At 72.9% G+C, this 17,766-nt stretch carries 13 protein-coding genes; 9 read left to right on the top strand and 4 right to left on the bottom strand.

Annotated elements, in window-relative coordinates:
• Positions 1-9 precede the first annotated feature (9 nt).
• Positions 10-918 (top strand): LysR family transcriptional regulator, encoded by a 909-nt coding sequence (locus DMA15_RS12275; protein WP_125512804.1) that lies wholly within the window; start codon positions 10-12, stop codon positions 916-918.
• Between the two features lie 834 nt (positions 919-1,752).
• On the opposite strand, the gene pepN is transcribed toward DMA15_RS12275, so the two are convergent.
• On the bottom strand, positions 1,753-4,320 hold the full coding sequence (gene pepN / locus DMA15_RS12270; RefSeq protein ID WP_125512803.1) for an aminopeptidase N: 2,568 nt from the start codon (positions 4,318-4,320) through the stop codon (positions 1,753-1,755).
• 324 nt (positions 4,321-4,644) lie between these two features.
• Between pepN and DMA15_RS12265 the strand changes: the two genes are divergently transcribed.
• The 3 genes from DMA15_RS12265 to DMA15_RS12255 all read left to right on the top strand — a co-directional run bounded on the left by DMA15_RS12265 (position 4,645) and on the right by DMA15_RS12255 (position 6,732).
• A complete protein-coding gene (locus tag DMA15_RS12265) occupies positions 4,645-5,895 on the top strand; it encodes a flavin-dependent oxidoreductase (protein ID WP_125512802.1) in 1,251 nt (416 codons plus the stop codon).
• The gene (locus tag DMA15_RS12260) at positions 5,892-6,110 is read left to right on the top strand and encodes a hypothetical protein (RefSeq protein WP_125512801.1); all 219 of its coding nucleotides are present in this window, start codon (positions 5,892-5,894) and stop codon (positions 6,108-6,110) included. The genes DMA15_RS12265 and DMA15_RS12260 overlap by 4 nt, the downstream gene beginning before the upstream one ends.
• A 91-nt stretch (positions 6,111-6,201) precedes the next feature.
• Positions 6,202-6,732, top strand: coding sequence for a DUF1203 domain-containing protein (locus DMA15_RS12255; RefSeq protein ID WP_125512800.1), 531 nt, complete (start codon positions 6,202-6,204; stop codon positions 6,730-6,732).
• Here the strand turns inward: DMA15_RS12255 and DMA15_RS12250 are convergent, their stop codons facing one another.
• Positions 6,733-7,608 carry a LysR family transcriptional regulator gene (locus DMA15_RS12250; protein WP_125512799.1) on the bottom strand — a complete coding sequence of 292 codons (876 nt, stop codon included), beginning with the start codon at positions 7,606-7,608 and terminating at the stop codon, positions 6,733-6,735. It abuts the gene before it with no gap.
• A 126-nt stretch (positions 7,609-7,734) separates the two neighbouring features.
• Between DMA15_RS12250 and DMA15_RS12245 the strand changes: the two genes are divergently transcribed.
• Positions 7,735-8,934 carry an MFS transporter gene (locus DMA15_RS12245; protein ID WP_125512798.1) on the top strand — a complete coding sequence of 400 codons (1,200 nt, stop codon included), beginning with the start codon at positions 7,735-7,737 and terminating at the stop codon, positions 8,932-8,934.
• Positions 8,935-8,978: 44 nt separating this feature from the next.
• On the opposite strand, the gene DMA15_RS12240 is transcribed toward DMA15_RS12245, so the two are convergent.
• Entirely contained in the window at positions 8,979-9,995 is a 1,017-nt protein-coding gene (locus tag DMA15_RS12240; RefSeq protein ID WP_125512797.1) for an aspartate-semialdehyde dehydrogenase, read from the bottom strand.
• A gap of 197 nt (positions 9,996-10,192) precedes the next feature.
• On the opposite strand from DMA15_RS12240, the gene DMA15_RS12235 reads away from it, so the two are divergent.
• Together DMA15_RS12235 and DMA15_RS12230 are read left to right on the top strand one after the other, a co-directional pair.
• Positions 10,193-10,723: a sigma-70 family RNA polymerase sigma factor gene (locus DMA15_RS12235; RefSeq protein ID WP_125512796.1), complete on the top strand. Its 531-nt coding sequence runs from the start codon at positions 10,193-10,195 to the stop codon at positions 10,721-10,723.
• Positions 10,720-11,415, top strand: a complete 696-nt coding sequence (locus tag DMA15_RS12230) for a hypothetical protein (protein WP_240659763.1) — start codon at positions 10,720-10,722, stop codon at positions 11,413-11,415. Before DMA15_RS12235 ends, DMA15_RS12230 begins: the two co-directional genes overlap by 4 nt.
• 56 nt (positions 11,416-11,471) lie before the next feature.
• On the opposite strand, the gene DMA15_RS12225 is transcribed toward DMA15_RS12230, so the two are convergent.
• On the bottom strand, positions 11,472-14,771 hold the full coding sequence (locus DMA15_RS12225) for a S8 family serine peptidase (RefSeq protein WP_125512795.1): 3,300 nt from the start codon (positions 14,769-14,771) through the stop codon (positions 11,472-11,474).
• Between the two features lie 349 nt (positions 14,772-15,120).
• On the opposite strand from DMA15_RS12225, the gene DMA15_RS12220 reads away from it, so the two are divergent.
• On the top strand, positions 15,121-15,588 hold the full coding sequence (locus DMA15_RS12220; RefSeq protein ID WP_125512794.1) for an NUDIX hydrolase: 468 nt from the start codon (positions 15,121-15,123) through the stop codon (positions 15,586-15,588).
• A gap of 256 nt (positions 15,589-15,844) precedes the next feature.
• Positions 15,845-17,719 (top strand): TIGR03767 family metallophosphoesterase, encoded by a 1,875-nt coding sequence (locus DMA15_RS12215; RefSeq protein WP_125512793.1) that lies wholly within the window; start codon positions 15,845-15,847, stop codon positions 17,717-17,719.
• Positions 17,720-17,766: the final 47 nt, after the last annotated feature.

The following is a 17,766-nucleotide window of genomic DNA, read 5'->3' as shown; positions in this document are numbered from 1 at the left end:
GTTGGCTCCATGAGCGAGTGGGACATCAAGAAGCTGACGATCCTGCGTACGTTGAGTGAGCGGGGGACCGTCACGGCGACGGCGCAGGCGCTGCGGATGACCCCGTCGGCGGTGTCGCAGCAGCTGTCCAACCTCGCCAAGCAGCTGGGCGTACCGCTCCTGGAGGCCCACGGGCGCCGGGTCAGGCTGACCGACGCGGCCCACCTCGTGCTGCGGCACGCCGAGGCGGTCTTCGCCCAACTGGAGCGGGCGGACGCGGAGTTGGCGGCGTATGCGCAGGGCGAGGCGGGGGAGGTGCGGGTCGGGGCGTTCTCCACGGCCGTGCCCGCGCTCGTCGTACCCGCGGTGCTTGCGCTGCGGGAGGCGGCGCCGGGGATCTTGGTGCGGGTTCGGGAGGCCGAGGCGGCGGAGGCGTACGAACTCCTCGCCGCCGGGGAGGTGGACGTCGCCCTCTCCCTTGCGGTCCAGGCGCCCGCCTCACCCGACGCGGACACCCGCTTCACCCGGGAGTCACTCGTCGCCGACCCCCTGGACGTGGCGCTGCCCGTCGACCACCCCCTGGCGGCGGCCGAGGGACTGCGCCTCGCCGACCTGGCGGGGGAGCCGTGGATCTTCGGCGGCAGCGGACCCTGGTCGGAGATCACGCGGGCGGCGTGCGAGGGTGCCGGATTCACCCCGGAACAGGCGCACTCGGCGTCCGGCTGGACGGCGATCCTCGCGATGGTGGGGGCGGGGATGGGGGTGGCGCTCGTTCCCCGGATGGCGGCGGTACGCCGTGACGGCGTGGTCATGCGAGAACTCGCGGCGGACCGCCCTCGTCGCCACGTGGTGGCGGCGGTCAGGCGGGGCGCCGCGGACGGGGCAGCGGTCTCCCGCGTCCTCGTGGCGCTCCGCGACGCGATTCCTGGCGGGGCCTAGCGGGGGTCCGGGGCCGGGCCCTCCACTCGCCCGTTGCTCAGCGCTTTCGGGTGGCTGTGTGGTCGTCTGCGGGTGGTCCCTGCCCTGTCCCGCGCTGCGCGCGGATGCCGCCCACCCACCCGCCCGTTTGCCCGGTGCTTTTGGGTGGTCGTGTGGTCGTCTGCGGGTCGTCCGCGTCCTGTCCCGCCCTGCGCGCGGATGCCTCCCACCCACCCACCCGTTTGCCCGGTGCTTCTGGGTGGCTGTGTGGTCGTCTGCGGGTCGTCCGCGTCCTGTCCCGCGCTGCGCGCGGATGCCTCCCACCCACCCGCCCGTTTGCCCGGCGCTTCTGGGGGGTCGTGTCGTCCTCTGCGGGTCGTCCCTGCCCCGTGCCGCGCTGCGCGCGGATGTCTCCCACCCACCCGCCCGTTGCTCGGCGCTTTTGGGTGGCTGTGTGGTCGTCTGCGTCGCGCCCCGCCCGTGCCTCGCCCGCGCTCCGCGCGTATTGGCCGGTTGTTGGGAGGCGCGGGGTGAACGGGTGGGTGGGTGGGGGGCATCCGCCGCGAAGCGGCGGGACAGGGCAGGGACCACCCGCAGGCGACAACGGCGAGAGCCCGCAGCCGGGGCGGGCTCGGACCAGCCGGGGCAGACCTCAGCCGACCAGGCCCCGCCCCGCCGGGCAGGCGGGCCCCCGCCAAAAGCACGGCCCGCCCCGCCGGGCAGACGGCCCCCCCCGCCAAAGGCAAGGCCCGCCCCGCGGCACGGGCCCACCCCCCCCGGCCCCCCGCCAGGCAAGGCAAGGCCCGCCCCGCCCGGCAGAGGGCCAGATGACCGTTCCCCCGCCCGGCCCGAGGGCTACGCGTCGGAAGCCCGAGCCCGAAGCGCCCTCTCCACCCCCGCCCGCGACTCCGTGATCAGGCGGCGCAGTGCCGCCGACGGGTTCGCCGAGGCGAGCCACGCGTCCGTGGCGTCCAGCGTGGCCTGCGAGACCTGGAGGCTCGGGTAGAGGCCGATGGCGATCTGCTGGGCCATCTCGTGGGAGCGGGAGTCCCACGCCCCCTTGACCGCCGCGAAGAACTTCTCCGTGTAGGGGGCGAGGAGTTCACGCTGGTCGGTCTGGACGAAGCCGCCGATCACCGCCTCCTGGATCGCGTTGGGGAGCGTGTCGGCCTCGACGACCGAGGCCCACGCCGCCGCCTTCGCCTCCGCGGTCGGCCGCGCCGCCCGCGCCGACGCCGCGTGCCGCTCGCCCGCCGCCGTCTTGTCCCGCTCCAGCTCCGCCGCGATGCCCGCCTCGTCGAGACGGCCCGTCGCCGCGAGGCGGCCCACGAACGCCCAGCGCAGTTCCGTGTCGACGGCCAGGCCCTCGATCGACTCCGTGCCGTCGAGCAACCGCTCCAGGAGCGAGAGTTCCGCCTCCGTGCGGGCCGTCGCCGCGAACGCGCGCGCCCACGCCAGCTGGTGGTCGCTGCCCGGCTCGGCCGAGCGGAGGTGGGACAGGGCCGCCTCCGTCCAGCGGGCCAGCGCCTCCTCGCGGCGGGCCGGGGCCGCGTACAGGTCGAGCGCCAGCTTCACCTGGCGGTGCAGCGACTGCACGACGCCGATGTCGGACTCCTTGCCGATGCCGGAGAGGACCAGGGAGAGGTAGTCCCGGGTCGGCAGCTCCGCGTCGCGCGTCATGTCCCAGGCGGAGGCCCAGCACAGGGCGCGCGGCAGCGACGCCTCGAAGTCGCCGATGTGGTCCGTGACGAACGCCAGCGACTCGGCGTCCAGGCGGACCTTCGCGTACGACAGGTCGTCGTCGTTCAGCAGGATCACGGCCGGGCGGGCCTTGCCCACCAGCGCGTCCACCGCCGTCAGCTCACCGTCGACGTCCAGCTCCACGCGCTCGGTGCGCACCAGCTTGCCCGACGCCTCGTCCAGGTCGTAGAGGCCGATCGCGATCCGGTGCGGACGCAGGGTCGGCTCGCCCTTCGCGCCGGCCGGCAGCGCCGGGGCCTCCTGCTTGACCGCGAACGACGTGATGACGCCCCGCGTGTCGACGTCCACGACCGGGCGCAGCACGTTGATGCCCGCCGTCTCCAGCCACTTCTTCGACCACGTCTTCAGATCGCGCCCGCTGGTCTCCTCAAGCGCGCCGAGCAGGTCCGAAAGGCGCGTGTTGCCGAACGCGTGCGCCTTGAAGTACGCCTGCACGCCCCGGAAGAACTCGTCCATCCCGACATACGCCACCAGCTGCTTGAGCACCGAGGCGCCCTTGGCGTACGTGATGCCGTCGAAGTTGACCAGCACGTCGTCCAGGTCGCGGATGTCCGCCATGATCGGGTGCGTCGACGGCAGCTGGTCCTGGCGGTACGCCCACGTCTTCATGGAGTTGGCGAACGTCGTCCACGAGTGCGGCCAGCGCGAGCCCTCCGCGTACGCCTGGCAGGCGATCGACGTGTACGTCGCGAACGACTCGTTCAGCCAGAGGTCGTTCCACCACTCCATCGTCACCAGGTCGCCGAACCACATGTGGGCCAGCTCGTGGAGGATGGTCTCCGCGCGCGTCTCGTACGCCGCGTCCGTCACCTTCGAACGGAACACGTACTGGTCGCGGATGGTCACCGCGCCCGCGTTCTCCATCGCGCCCGCGTTGAACTCCGGCACGAAGAGCTGGTCGTACTTCGCGAACGGGTACGCGTAGTCGAACTTCTCCTGAAACCAGTCGAACCCCTGCCGCGTCACCTCGAAGATCGCGTCCGAGTCGAGGAACTCGGCGAGCGAGGGCCGGCAGTAGATGCCGAGCGGCACCGACTGGCCGTCCGGGCCCTCATACGAGGAGTGCACCGAGTGGTACGGGCCGACGATCAGGGCGGTGATGTACGAGGAGATGCGCGGCGTCGGCTCGAAGAACCAGACGTCGTCCTTGGGCTCGGGCGTCGGCGAGTTGGAGATGACCGTCCAGCCGCTCGGCGCCTTCACCGTGAACTGGAACGTCGCCTTGAGGTCCGGCTGCTCGAAGCTCGCGAAGACGCGGCGCGCGTCGGGCACCTCGAACTGCGTGTAGAGGTACGCCTGCTGGTCGACCGGGTCGACGAAGCGGTGCAGGCCCTCGCCGGTGTTGGTGTAGTCGCAGTCGGCGACGACCTTCAGCTCGTTGGGGCCCGCCTCCAGGTGCTTCAGCCTGATGCGCGAGTCGCGGAAGACCGCGGCCACGTCCAGCGAGTGGCCGTTCAGGACGACCTCGTGGACCGCGGGGGCCACCAGGTCGATGAAGGTCTCCGCGCCCGCCTCCGCGGAGTCGAAGCGCACCGTGGTCACGGACCGGAAGGTGCCGCCCTCCTGCGCTCCGGAGAGATCGAGATCGATCTCGTACGAGTCAACGGTGAGCAGCTTCGCCCGCTGCTGCGCCTCTTCGCGGGTCAGATTGGTGCCGGGCACGCGGTCATCTCCTCGGGTACGACGAGTGGGTCATGTGTGGTGTTTCCCCGTGGTTCTTCGGGGCGTGACTTGCGGTGTTTCCGGCCATCCTTCCATGCGGGTTCGCCCGCCCGCCCGGGCCATTGTTCTCCCGCTGCCGTGCCGCTACGCTCCGCGCCACCGCCCCGGCCGGGCAGGCCGCCGACCACGGCCTGCGGTCACCCGCCGGGCGCGCGGCCACCGGGCGACCGACCGACAACGCCGGGGCCGCCGGGACCACAGGGGGACGTGGGAGATGCTGGGGATCGAGGGGCCGGGCCGCGCCGGCCCGGCCGCGCGGCGGCCATGACCGACGTACTGGTGGCGGGCGCCGGCATCGGAGGGCTCACCGCCGCGCTCGGCCTGCACGCCGCGGGCATCGACGTACGCGTGGTGGACGCCGTCGACGAGCTGCGCCCTTCCGGCGTCGGCATCAACCTGCTCCCGCACGCCGTACGGGAGTTGACCGCACTGGGGCTCGGCGGCGCGCTGGCCGCGACCGCGGTGGCGCCGGACTCCATCGTCCACTTCGACCGGCACGGCAATCGCATCTGGGGCGAGCCGCGCGGCCTCGCCGTCGGCCACCACTGGCCGCAGTACTCCCTCCACCGCGGCGCCCTCCAGCTGCTCCTCCTCGACGCGGTGCGCGACCGGATCGGCGACCACGCCGTGCGCACCGGCACCGCCTTCGTCCGCCTCGCCGAGCGCGAGGGCACCGCGCTGCGGGTGATCCTGCGGGACATGGCGCGCGGCAGGGAGTACGCGGTACTGGCCCGGGCCCTGGTCGGCGCGGACGGGCTGCACTCGGCGGTACGGGCCATGCTCCACCCCGGCGAGGGGCCGCCGCTGTGGAACGGCATCCGGATGTGGCGCGGCGTCGTCGAGTGGCACCCCGTGCTCGGCGGGCGGACGGTCGCGATCGCGGGCAGCAACGCCGCCGCCAAGCTCGTCGTCTACCCGATCTCGCGGCCGGCCCAGGAGCGGGGCAGGGCGGTGCTCAACTGGGTGGCGGAGGTGCGGTTCCCGCGGGTGCACCAGCACGCGATGGCGGGGCCCGCCGACTGGAACCGCTCCGGGCGGCTCTCCGACGTCCTGCCGTACTACGCGGGGTGGCGCATCGGCGACCTCGACGTGCCCGCGCTGTTCGCCGCCACGCGGCACATCCTGGAGTACCCGATGGTGGACAGGGATCCGCTGGCGTGGTGGGGCCGCGGCCCGGTGACCCTGCTCGGCGACGCGGCGCACCCCATGTATCCGGTGGGCTCCAACGGCGGCTCCCAGGCGATCCTCGACGCGTGTGTCCTCGCCCGGTGCCTCGCGTACGCCTCGCCGGACCGGGAGGCGGGGCTGCGGGCCTACGAGGAGGCGCGCCGGGAGCCGGCCAACGCGATCGTCCTCGCCAACCGGGACATGCCGGCCGACCGGGTCCTCCAGGCGGTCGCGGAGCGGGCGCCGGAGGGGTTCGAGCGGGTGGAGGATGTTCTGACGGGGGAGGAGCGGGCTCTGCTGGGGGCGGCCTACCGTCGGACCGGAGCGGAGTCTGGCCTCTGGCCTTGAGCGGGGCTGGCATCTCACCCTGGGCGGGGGCTCGGTCGATCACCGGCTTCGCCGAGTTCGTCCTCAAGCGCCGGACGGGCTGGATAGTCCCCGAGGCTCGGTTGATCACCGGCTTCGCCGAGTTCGTCCTCAAGCGCCGGACGGGCTGGATAGTCCCCGAGGCTCGGTCGATTACCGGCTTCGCCGAGTTCGTCCTCAAGCGCCGGACGGGCTGATATTTGCCGGGCGGGGCTTGATACCTCCCCGTCCCAACGCGACGTCGCGAAACCGCCAGCGCCACCCCCGCCCCCGCGCCACGCTCGACCCATGACCTCCATCGCCACCACCACCTACACCCCCCGCCCCATCACCCCCGATGCCCTCGCCCAGCTTCGCGAGGTGGATGACGCGGGGCGGGGCTGCGTTCCGTACGTTGATCCCGAGGGCGGTGACCCGTTGCGGTGCTGTCTGCGGGCCGTCGCGCCCGGGGAGCGTGTCGCCCTCGTGTCGTACGCGCCCCTGCGGCGCTGGGCCGCCGAGAGCGGGGCCGAGCCGGGGGCCTACGACGAGCTGGGGCCCGTCTTCATCCACGCCGACCCCTGCGAGGGCCCCGCCCCGGAGCGCGACGGCTACCCCTACTCCCGGGCCGGGGCCCTGCGGACGATCCGGCGCTACAACGCCCAGGGACGGATCATCGGCGGGCGGCTGCTTGAGATACCGGAGGACGAGACGCGGGGGTTCGACGCCGCGTTCGAGGAGGCCTTCGCCGACCCGGAGGTCGCCCTCGTGCACGTCCGCGCCGTCGAGTACGGCTGCTTCCACTTCGAGGTGCGCAGGGACGCCGACGCCGACGCCTGATCAGGCCTCGGCGGACCCGTCGGCCAGCGCCCGCGCGAACTCCCGTACCCGCGCGGTCTCCCCGTCCCGGTGCCACACCATCCCGAGCACCGAGTCCGGCAGCCCCTCGACCGGCACGAAGACGACGTCCTTGCGGCCGTGGTACTCCGCCGTCGGGCGGCACAGCAGCATCGCGCCCCGGTCCGCCGCCACCAGCGTCAGCCCTTCCTGGAGCGTGCGGACCGAGGGAGCGGGGGTGTCGGAGGGGGCGTGAGCCGTGCGCCAGTACGCGGGCGCCGGGGCGGTCGCCGAGATCAGCGGGGTCCCCTCAAGGTCCGCCGCTGTGAGCGAGGCCCGCCCCGCGAAGGCGTGCCGCACCGAGACGGCGACGGTCTGCCGCTCGCTGGAGAAGACCGGGCCGAGCACCAGGTCCGGCTCGGCGACCGGCAGCAGCACGATCGCCGCGTCCACGTCACCGCCGCGCACCGCCCCGAACGGGTCGGCGAAGGGGATCTCCACGATCTCCGTCACACAGGCGGGGTGCCGGGTCTGGAAGGCCGCGATCGCCCCCATCAGGCGGGCGTCCGCGGTCCCCTGGAAGCCGATCCGCAGCGTGCCCTCCACGCCCCGCGCCGCCGCCCTCGCCCGCTCGACGGTCGACGCCAAACCCTCGTACGCGGGGCGCAGTTCGGCCAGGAAGCGTGCGCCGAGCGGGGTCAGCTTGACCCTGCGGCTCGTACGCTCGACGAGGCGGGCGCCGATCCTGCGCTCCAGGGCGGCGAGCAGCTGGCTGACGCGGCTCTGTGAGACGTACAGCCGTTCGCCCGCCCGTCCGAAGTGCAGCTCCTCGGCGAGCGCGAGGAAGCATTCCAGCTCCCGCATCTCAAGCCCGCTCATCCCCGCGCCCCTCCCACAACCCTGAACACCCGCATCCCCGCGCCACTCCCATCGATGAGCCTCGCTCATACAAGGGTGAGATCTTCGGCGTTGTTCCCCGCCCGGCCGCGGCACAGGCTGGATGACATGGCTCAGCACACCCAACTCCCCACACCCCCGGCGGCACCGCCGCGACAGCGGGGCGGCCTCGCCGTCGTCGCCGTGGCGAGCGCCACCTTCTCCGTCGTCACCACCGAGATGCTCCCCGTCGGCCTCCTCACCTCCATCGGCTCGGGCCTGCACGTCTCGGACGGCACCGCCGGTCTCGCCGTCACCCTGCCCGGCCTCGTCGCGGCGCTCGCCGCGCTGCTGCTGCCCGTCGCGGTGCGCCGCGCGGACCGGCGCACGGTCCTCTGCGCGCTGATGGCGCTCCTCGCCGCCGCCAACCTCGCCTCCGCGCTCGCCCCCGCCTTCGGCGTCCTGCTCGCCGCGCGCGTCCTGGTCGGCGTCTGCATCGGTGGCGTGTGGGCCATCGCGGCCGGGCTCGGGGTACGGCTGGTCCGGGAGGAGGCCGCGGGGCGCGCCACCGCGGTGATCTTCAGCGGGATCGCGGTGGCGTCCGTACTCGGCGTCCCCGCGGGCACGCTCCTGGGCGAACTGGCCGGCTGGCGCTGGGGTTTCGCGGCCCTCGCCGTGCTCGCCCTGGCCGTCGCGGGGCTGCTCGCCACGGTGCTGCCCGCCCTGCCCGCCGGCGAGGGAGTCGGACTCGGTGCCTTCGCCGGTCTGCTGCGGATCGGGCGGCTGCGGGCCGGGCTGCTCGCCGTCACCCTCCTGGTCACCGGCCACTTCGCCGCGTACACCTACGTGCGCCCCGTCCTCGAACGCGTCCCCGGCATCGGCGCGGGGCTGATCAGCGGGCTGCTCCTCGCCTACGGGACGGCCGGCATCGTCGGCAACTTCGCGGGCGGTGCCGTCGCGGCCCGCGATCCCCGCAAGGCGCTGCTCGCCCTCTCCGCCGGGCTCGGCGCGGTCGTGCTGCTGCTTGTGCCCGCGGGCGGCTCTCTCGCCGCGTCGGCCGCGCTGCTCGTCGCCTGGGGCCTGGCCTACGGCGGGGTCTCGGTCTCCGCCCAGAACTGGGTGATGGCCGCCGCGCCGCACGCCCGCGAGGCCGCCTCGGCGCTCTTCGCCGGGGTGTTCAACGTGGCGATCGCGCTCGGCGCGTTCGCGGGCGGCCGGGTCGCGGACAGCCGGGGGGCCGGTGACGCGCTCTGGCTGGGCGGCGCCCTCGCCGGGCTCGCGCTGGTGGCCGTGGCGTGCGCGAAAGGGGCGGCCACCCGCGAAGGGTGACCGCCCCCGTCGGGACGTGGCCCGCTTTCAGGGCGTGGCCGGGGTCAGCCCTTCAGCTCGGCCGCCACCAGCTCCGCGATCTGCACGGCGTTCAGCGCCGCGCCCTTGCGGAGGTTGTCGTCGGAGATGAAGAACGCGAGGCCGTTCTCGACCGTCTCGTCGTTGCGGATGCGGCCCACGAAGGAGTCGTCCTTGCCCGCGGCGACCAGCGGCGTGGGCACGTCCGTGACGACGACGCCCTCGGCCTCCGAGAGCAGCTCGGTGGCGCGCTCGGGGCTGAGCGGACGCGCGAAACGGGCGTTGACCTGGAGGGAGTGGCCGGTGAAGACGGGCACACGCACGCACGTGCCGGAGACCTTCAGCTCCGGGATCTCCAGGATCTTGCGCGATTCGTTGCGCAGCTTCTGCTCCTCGTCGGTCTCGTTCAGACCGTCGCCGACGATGGAGCCCGCCATCGGCAGGACGTTGTACGCGATCGGCGCCACGTACTTGTCGGGCTCGGGGAAGTCGACCGCGGAGCCGTCGTGCGTGAGCTTCGGGGCGTCCTCGCCGACCTTCTTGATCTGCTCGAACAGCTCGTCGACACCGGCGAGGCCCGAACCGGACACCGCCTGGTAGGTGGCGACGACCAGCGCTTCGAGGCCCGCCTCGGCGTGCAGCGGCTTGAGGACGGGCATCGCGGCCATCGTCGTGCAGTTCGGGTTGGCGATGATGCCCTTGGGGCGGTCCGCCACCGCGTGCGGGTTGACCTCGGAGACGACGAGGGGGACCTCGGGGTCCATGCGCCAGGCGGAGGAGTTGTCGATCACGACGGCGCCCTGGGAGGCGACCCGCTCGGCGAGCGCCTTGGAGGTGGCGCCGCCGGCCGAGAAGAGCACGATGTCCAGGCCGGAGTAGTCGGCCTCGGAGGCGTCCTCGACGGTCACGCCGTCCACCACCGTGCCGGCGCTGCGGGCCGAGGCGAACAGGCGCAGCTCGTCGACGGGGAACTTCCGCTCGACGAGGATCTTGCGCATGACCTTGCCGACCTGACCGGTGGCTCCGACGATTCCGACCTTCACAGGGACTTCCTCCGTATGTGCGTGCGGCCTCGTGACCTCGGCCGGTCTGTAGGGGGTGGCTCCATCATGCGTCTGTCCGGGCCCGGCTTGTCCAATCCATTGTCCGAGGTGCGGGACGCCACATCCGCCCGTCCCGGCGGTGAACGTTTCGGGCCGTCCCCGCGTCGTAGGGGAAACGCGGGCTTGGGGGAGGCACATTGCTGCGCAGGAGAGCGCGCCGCGCGCCGCGGTGGCAGGGCGCGGACCCGCTGGACGCGGCTCAGGAGGACCGGGTGCGGGCGGTGCTCGCGCTCGGCGGGGTGCCGCACGCCGATCTGCCGGACGGGGTGCAGCAGGTGAGGCTGAAGCTCCTGGAGCGGGCCGCGGACGGGCGCGAGGCGCCGCGTGACGTGTCCGCGTGGGCGGCGGTCGTCGCCTCGAACCTGGCCATGGACTGGCACCGGGCCCGGCGCAGGCAGGAGCGGCTCGGCGAGCGGCTCTCCGTGCTGTGGCGGGAGGCGGTCGACGAGGACGAGGCGGAGTCTCGGGCGCTGTCGATGGCGGTGGCGCAGGGGCTCGGCGAGCTGCCGGACGCCCAGCGCCAGGTGGTGGTGCTGCGCTTCTACGCCGATCTGCCGGTACGGGCGATAGCGGACGAGCTGGGCATCCCGGAGGGCACGGTCAAGAGCAGGCTGCACACGGCGGTACGGCTCCTGCGGGCGCGGCTGCACGAAGGGGAGGTGGTGTGAGGGTGCCCGGCGAGGACGACCTGGACGGTTTCGACGCGCTGATGACGGCGCTCACGGACGACCCCGTGCCGGGGGAGGCGCTGCGCGACCCCGCCTTCGCCGCCGAGCACGCGGCGGCCGTGGCGGACGTGGCCCTGTTGCGGGAGCGGCTGGGGATCATCGGCGAGGCGCTTGCGGCCCCCGCCGAACCCGCAGAACCAGTCGTTCCGCTCCGGTCCGCCCGCGGCCGCCTGGTCACCGCGCTCGGCGCGGCCGCGGTGACAGCCGCCGCCGCGCTGGTCGGAGGGCTCGGCTGGCTGGTGGTGAACGGGCCGGGCGCGAGCGACGACAAGGACTCGGGCGGCGGGGCGAGGGACGCCAAGCTCTCCCCGGAGGGCTTCGTCGCCTGCTCGCGGCTGATCGTGGAGGGCGAGGTCACCGCGGTCGAGCCGGTACCGGGCGCCGGGCGGGACCGGATCACGCTCGATGTGAGCCGCTACTACAAACCGAGGTCCGGAAACGGCACGCTCACCTTCCCCATGGACCACGACACGGACCCCCGCCTCAAGCAGGGCGACCGCGTCCTGATCACCATCCCCCGGGGCGAGGCCCACCCCGACAACTGGCCCACCGGCAAGGACCGCGACAGCCTGCGCCGCATGGTCCTCAAGGCCCTGCCGGACGCGGCGAAGGTCTCGTGCGAGGGCCTATAAGAAAGCGCCGGGTGGGCTCGACCGAGCCCACCCGGCGCCACAGGACACCGCTACACCTACGGCGTGACCTTCTCGATCTTCACGCTGCCGTTGCCCGCGACCGTGCCGCCCGCGTTCAGCAGGGACACCTCGCCGAACAGCTCACGGCCCTCGGCGGCCGGGGCCTTCGCCTCGACCTTGGCCTCGACCTGCGCCGAGTCGCCGCTGCCCAGCTTGATCTGCTTCGACTCGTCGACCGTGACCTTGCCGAGCGCGCCCGAGAAGAACACGTCCCGGTAGTCGTACGCGGTCGAACCGGTCGGCACCGAGTAGCCCACGACCTCGATCGTGTACGTACCGGCGGCCGGCTTCGACAGGCTCACCGTCTCCTCCGAGTCGCCCTCCGCCGACGAACCGACGACCTTGCCGTCCTTCTTGACGGCCAGGTCCAGGTCGGCGGCGACGTCCGCGGGCGAGCCGATGACGACGTCAAGACGCTCGGCGCCCTCGGGCACGACCACCGTGCTGGTCTGCGTGGCGCCCTGGGCGATGGTGGGCCGCGCCGACTTGGCGGAACCGAGCGAGCCGCCCTTCAGCTTGCCGTCGACCGCCGCGAAGTTGTTCACGGCCTTCCAGGTGACGGGCGCGGGCGTGCCGACCTTCGCCTCGGGGAGCGTCCGCACGGCCGGGTCGAAGTCGACGCCGAGCGCGGAGACCTTCAGCTTGTAGGGATTGTCGAGCAGCGGCGAGGTGCGACGCGACTCGACCTCGATCTCCCAGACACCGGCCAGCGGCTCCGCGTACGCGCGCAGGTCCGGGCGGCAGGTGTTGGCCGGGTTCTCGTAGTTCGGGTAGCAGACGAGGGATGACGTGGAGTCGACCGGGACGCCGTAGGGGTGCACCGCGATGAACCGCGTCTGGCTCTTGTCCTTCAGACCGCCGAGGGCGACCTCCAGGGACTTGGCGCCCTTGGGCACGGTCACGAAGTACGACTTGGTGCTGTTGCGCTGCACCGAGCCCTCGGCCTCGTACGCGAAGGAGGGCTTGGCGAGCGGCGCCGCGACGACGACCGTCGACATGATCTGCTGGTCGATGCCCTCGGAGCGCTCGTCGTCGACGGTCAGGATCGCGCTGTGCAGACCGGCCGACTTGGCCTTCGCCTGGACCTTCACGGTGACCGGCTTGTTCAGCGGCAGCGTGACGTCGCCGTCGCCGAGGAGGCGGAAGGTGTCCTCGTGGTTCTTGACCAGGTCCAGCTCGTGGCGGATGCCGCGGTCCGGGCCCGAGGTGCGGGTGATCGTGACGTCGTACGTCCGCTTCTGGCCGGTCCTCAGGCCGCCCTCGCGGTCGTAGATGCCGGTGCCGGGCTTCTTCAGCTCCTGGTCCAGGGCGGTGTCGACGGGGGCCTTCACCGTGTACGTGTGGGCCTTCGCGCCGTCCTCGATGGCGTTCCAGGCGCCGACGACGTCGATCAGGCCGGTGCCCTGCGCGTACGCCTGCTCACCGCGGATGTGGTTGGCGGTGGAGGTCAGCGCGGTGCGCAGCTTCGCCGGGGTGAGGTCGACCTTCTCGCGCTTGGCGGCGGAGAGCAGTAGCGCCGAGGCGCCCGCGGCCTGCGGGGAGGCCATCGACGTACCCTGCAACATCGAGTAACCGGCGGGCAGTTGGTAGCCCGCCTCGGCGACCGGGGAGCCCGGCAGCCAGGTCTGCGTGGTGTTGATGGCCGAGCCCGGCGCCGAGATGACCGGCGTGAAGCCGCCGTCCTCGCGCGGGCCGCGCGAGGAGAAGTTCATCATCGCGTACTTCTTCTCCACGGCGGAGCCGTAGTTGGCGGCCCAGGTCTCCTTGGAGATGGCGGCGCCGACCGAGATGACCTTGTCGGCGAGGCTGGGGTCGCCGATGGTGTTCGCGCCGGGGCCGGAGTTGCCCGCGGAGACCACCAGCTGCACGCCGTACTCGTCGATGAGGCGCGTGTAGAGCGCGGCGCGCGCGTTATTGCCGTCGTTGAGCGCGGGCAGGCCGCCGATCGACATGTTGACGATGTCGACGCCGCGCTTGGTGACGAGGTCGATCATGCCCTCGGTGAGCGCGACGTTGGTGCAGCCGCCGGTCCAGGTGCAGGCGCGCGAGGAGACCAGCTTGGCGCCGGGGGCGGCGCCGTTCATCTTCCCGCCGAACAGGCCGTTGGCCGCGGTGATGCCCGCGACATGCGTGCCGTGCTCCGACTCGATGACGCCGATGTTGACGAAGTCGGCCTTCTTGCCGACCCAGTCGCCGCCGTACGGGTCGGTGGGCACGTCCTTGCGGATCTCGACGACGAAGGGGACGCGCTCGACGACGTCGGTCGCCGGGTCGTCCTTGCCGAAGTAGCCGACCTGGTGGCCGTCCTTGTACGGCTTCATCGTCTCGTCGTCGGTGAAGTCGTTGTTGTCGTTCAGGTCGACGCGCACGGTACCGGCGGCCGGGTCGTAGAGCATGCCCCAGCTGTCGGTGGTGTCGCCGTCGCGGTTGATGTCGCCCTTGGCGTCGCCGCCGGTGGTGGCCGACTCACGGAAGCGGTTGACCTGGAAGGAGCCCGCGGGGGCCTGCCACGTCTCGCTGTCCCAGGTGAAGGTGGGGCCGGTGACCGGGTTGGTCATACGGCGCCAGGTGCCGTCCGCGTCCACGATCGGGTCGGTCGCCGTCACCCAGTCGGTGATCTTGCGCTCGCCGGTGGTGGTCTTCTCCAGCGCCGGGTGGCCGAGGTCGATCCCGGAGTCGAGGATGCCGATGGTCACGCCGCGGCCGTCGGCCTTCGGGTTCTTCTTCACGAAGTCGACGGCGCCGGTCTCGGCGGACGGGTTGTACGGGTTCTTCGCCGGGGTGCTCTTGTCCGGCCCCGGGTACGTGCCCTGCGCACCGGTCCTGGCGCCCTTGGCGCGGTCCGCGGCGGGGGTCGGGTCGTCCAGTTCGATCTCGTGCCGCAGGTCGATGGCGTGCACGGACGACAGCTTCGCGGCCGCCTTGATCGCGGCGTCCGCCTTGCCGGTCGGCACGGTCGCGCGGACATAGCCGAGCTTGTCGTAGGTGCGGCCCACCGAGCCGCCCTTGACGCCGTCGAGCTGGTCGGCGACCTGCTCGGTGGCGCCGGGGGCGGTCGCGACCATCATCGTGACGGTCTTCTCGCCGTCCGCCTCGGCCTCGGCGAGCAGCGCGGCGTCGGCCGGGCCGAGCTTGCCGCCCGCGGACTTGGGGGCGGGCGCGGGGTCGTCACCGGTGGCCGCGAGGGCCACGGGTATCCCGGTGGCGCAGAGCGCGGCGGTCAGGCCGGCGGCTATCGCGAGGCGGGCCGCGCGTCCCCGGGCCGGGGGTCTCGCGCTGGAACTGGATCTGGGCATCGGCATCCCTGTGCGTGCGTAAAGGGCGGGAAGGAGGGTGAAACCGGCCCGAGTTCCGGGAAGGTCCGGAATCCGGGACCGGATGACCGCTCAGCCTTACGCAAGTGACAGCTGTTTGGGGAGAGTTGTCCGAGCTGTGATCGGGGCGTGACGCAATTCCGCCATACGTCATCGAGGACAAGGTGGCGTAAGCGCCCCAAAGGGGCGCGGGGAACTGCGCGCTCAGCCAAGAACCACCCGCACCGGGGAACAACGCGCCAAGCCACAACACACCCGAGGGAACCCTCACCGACGCACCCCGAGCCGACGCCCCCCTGCCAATGCGCCCCAAGGGCACTAGCGTCAACATGTGCACAAGGAGCTAAGGGTGGCGGCCTACGCCGTATGCGTAAGAGAGGGACGGCTGCTGCTGGCCCGCTGGGTCGCGGGCGACGGCAGCAAACGCTGGACGCTGCCCGGCGGCGGCATGGACCACGGTGAGGACCCCTACGACACCGTGATCCGCGAGGCCGACGAGGAGACCGGGTACGTCGTCGAACCGGTGGCCCTCCTCGGCATCGACTCGCTGCGCCGCCGCTACCCCCGCAGGCTCGGCGCCGTCGCCGACTTCCACGGGCTGCGGATCCTCTACGAGGGCCGGGTCACCGGAGGCGAACTGCGCCACGAGACCGAGGGCTCCACGGACCTCGCGGCCTGGCACGCGCTGGAGTCCGTGCCCGACCTCGACCGCGTCGGACTCGTCGACATCGGCCTCGAACTCTGGCGCGCTCGCCCCGCCGACGGCCACCTCCGCGACGGCGCCGATCCGGACCGCTGAAGGTCCGCACCGCATCCCCTTCCCCGCAAGGTGAACGTGGAGTGACCGCTTCCTCTCCGCCGGGGGAGAGGTGGGTGACCGCGCAGGGTGCCCGGAGATCGACGTACGGTGATCGGCGCTGCCCGTTGCGGTCTCGTTCACACGCAGGTCACCCCCGATGCCAACGATCCAGTACGAGCGGGAAGTTCGCGGGCCGCAGCCAGGTCCCGGGCCCCCGCGACCACTGCCGACGCGTTCGCACTCGGGGAGACCGCGCATGCCGCGCATACGCTCTGTCGCCACCGCACCCGCCACGGCCACCGCACCCGCCACGGCCACCGCACCCGCCACGGCCACCGCCTCAGCCACGGCCACCGCCTCCGCCGAGGCCTCCGCCCCCGCCACGACCGGGGCCGTCGCGGGCCTCCTCGACCGCCGCGCCCTCCTCGCCGCCACCGGCGCGGTCACCCTCTCCGTCGGCATCGGCTACGCCCTGGGCCCCGGCGCGGGCTCCGGCAACGCCTCCCCGGCGGGCCACGCCACCGTCCCGCGCTCCCGGCCCGCGCCCGCCGCGCCCCTCATGCCGTACAAGAGCGGCACCACCCTGCTCACCGTCGCCGCCGCGCGCGGCACCTCCGGCTACCGGCGGCTCGGCGACGGGCCCGCCTGGCCGCGCGTGGTGCGCGGCGACCTCGCGGCGGCGAAACCGGGGCGCGAGAAGCGGCGGACCGCGCTCGCCGCGTTCGTGCAATTCACCGACCTGCACCTCGTCGACGTACAACACCCCTTGCGGTACGAGTATCTGCGCGCCCAGACCGCGAGCGCCTGGCGCCCGCACGAGTCCCTGTCGGTGGCGGGCGCGGTCTCCCTGGTCGAGCGCGTCAACGCGCTGCGCGGCGCGCCCGCGACCGGCGCCCCGCTGCACTGCGTCGTGACGACCGGCGACAACACCGACAACAACTCCCGCGCCGAACTCGACTGGTTCCTCAAGGTGATGAGCGGCGGCCGCATCACCCCCAACACCGGCGACCCGCGCCGCTACGAAGGCGTGCAGGACAGCGGCCTCAAGCTGTACTGGCACCCGGACGACGCCCTGCGCGACGCCGACAAGTCACTCGGCTTCCCGCGCCTGCACGGCTTCCTCGACGCCGCCGTCCGCGAGGTCAACAGCCCCGGCCTCGGCCTGCCCTGGTACTCCACGGTCGGCAACCACGACGCGCTGCCCGGCGGCTGCTGGGCGCCCAAGGACTCGTACTTCACCGAGTTCGCCGTCGGCGGCAAGAAGCTGATGTCCCTCGACGAGACGCGGGGGGCCGCGCTGTGGAAGGCGGTGAAGAAGGGGCGCGACCCCAAGGGCACGCACTTCAGGGAGCTGCTGAAGAGCGAGGCGCAGCGCATGCGGTCCGTGACCCCCGACGAGTCCCGGGCGCCGTTCACACCCGCCGAGTACGTCCAGGCGCACCTGGACCCCGCGTACGCGGGCCACGGCCCCCTCGGCCACGGCTACACCCAGGAGAACCTCGCCTCCGCCACCCAGTACTACGCCTTCCGCGTCAGCGACGACGTCCTCGGCATCAGCCTGGACACCACCGACCCCGGCGGCCACTACGAGGGCTCGCTCGGCACGGCCCAGCTGCGCTGGCTGGAGCGTGAGCTGGCCGCCAACGAGCGCCGCGCGGGAGGCCCTTCGTACGTGGTCGTCTTCAGCCACCACACCAGCAGGACCATGCGCAACCTCCGCCACGACCCCTCCCGGCCCGGCGAGGCCCGGCACGGTGGCGAGGAGGTCGTCGCGCTGCTCGGCCGCCACCGCTCGGTCCTCGCCTGGGTCAACGGCCACAGCCACAAGAACGCCATCACCCCGCACCGCACCCCGCACGGCTCCTTCTGGGAGGTCTCCACGGCCTCGCACATCGACTTCCCGCAGCTGGCGCGGGTGGTGGAGGTCTCCGACAACCACGACGGCACGGTCTCCGTCTTCACCACGCTCATCGAGTCCGCCGCCCCGCCCCGCACGGACTTCGCCGACCTCTCCCAGACGGGCCTCGCCGCGCTGTACCGGGAGCTGTCCTTCAACGCCCCCGGCGCGAAGCCCGCGTTGGGCGGCGAGGCGGGGGACCGGAACACGGAGCTGGTGCTGAAGAAGGGCTGAGCCGGGCCTGGCCGCCCGCCCCCGCTCAACCTCCGAGCCGGTCCACG

Source organism: Streptomyces sp. WAC 01529, assembly GCF_003945545.1.
In the GTDB taxonomy this organism is placed as follows: Bacteria; Actinomycetota; Actinomycetes; order Streptomycetales; family Streptomycetaceae; genus Streptomyces; species Streptomyces anatolicus.
The sequence above is the reverse complement of the archived record's forward strand: the minus strand, read 5'-3'. Positions and strand labels throughout refer to the sequence as shown.

Bases quoted from the DNA above. Each gene is read 5' to 3' on its own strand.
- DMA15_RS12275 (WP_125512804.1), top strand. From the start codon at position 10: ATGAGCGAGTGGGACATCAAGAAGCTGACGATCCTGCGTACGTTGAGT.
- DMA15_RS12265 (WP_125512802.1), top strand. From the start codon at position 4,645: ATGACCGACGTACTGGTGGCGGGCGCCGGCATCGGAGGGCTCACCGCC.
- DMA15_RS12255 (WP_125512800.1), top strand. From the start codon at position 6,202: ATGACCTCCATCGCCACCACCACCTACACCCCCCGCCCCATCACCCCC.
- DMA15_RS12250 (WP_125512799.1), bottom strand. From the start codon at position 7,608: ATGAGCGGGCTTGAGATGCGGGAGCTGGAATGCTTCCTCGCGCTCGCC.
- DMA15_RS12245 (WP_125512798.1), top strand. From the start codon at position 7,735: ATGGCTCAGCACACCCAACTCCCCACACCCCCGGCGGCACCGCCGCGA.
- DMA15_RS12225 (WP_125512795.1), bottom strand. From the start codon at position 14,771: ATGCCCAGATCCAGTTCCAGCGCGAGACCCCCGGCCCGGGGACGCGCG.
- DMA15_RS12215 (WP_125512793.1), top strand. From the start codon at position 15,845: ATGCCGCGCATACGCTCTGTCGCCACCGCACCCGCCACGGCCACCGCA.